Source organism: Prosthecobacter sp. Pr1 (assembly GCF_057652315.1).
In genome coordinates, this window is sequence record NZ_JBYFBS010000060.1 from 1 (window position 1) to 634 (window position 634).

The 634-nt window shown below is 56.3% G+C and carries 1 protein-coding gene; it reads left to right on the forward strand.

All coding sequences use genetic code 11. The features are described 5' to 3' along the window. Window positions 1-274: 274 nt before the first annotated feature. Window positions 275-634 (forward strand): hypothetical protein (locus AC24GY_RS29460; RefSeq protein WP_487690459.1); only part of this gene is annotated, 360 nt, incomplete at its 3' end.

The following is a 634-nucleotide window of genomic DNA, read 5'->3' on the forward strand; positions in this document are numbered from 1 at the left end:
TCAGATCGTTCTCTGAACGATTCAACCCTTCAAGGTTAACCTCCCGGCGCAAGCCGGGAGGTTTTTTTGTGCCTGTTGCTTGGGCAAGTGGATTGGATCAGGCATGCCCCTGAGCATCCTATCAGGTGAGGGAAAATGCTTTCCCGTATTTACGACACCTGCTAGCAAACCCTTTGAACGGCTCACATGCGTGGAATCAATCCTCCTGTTTTTGTTCCATCTCTTGCGAGTGTCTGACCTCAAACTCTAAAACCTAAAAAAAACTGCTCAGACTATGAAATTGAACGCATTGCTGAAAACGCTGGGATTCTTGGCTCTGGCCGCCACTCCCGTTGTGGCCGGACCCTCCGCACCCGCTCCTAAAAACCCAATCGCTCCCGCTCCGGTGAACGATGACCTCGGTATCATCGCCTCCATCGGCTACGACTCCAACTATGTCTGGCGTGGCATCAACTACGGTCAGCATTGGGTGCGTGCCGGCCTCAATGGCGCAATCCCCCTCGTCGGCGGTGCCGCCGAAGACGGCGCTGGCAGCACCGCCCTCCTCTGGGACGTCAACTACGGCTCCCTCGCAGGTGATCAGGACCACTTCTCCCCCAATGGCCTGCAGGGCGTCGGCATCAGCAACACCGCT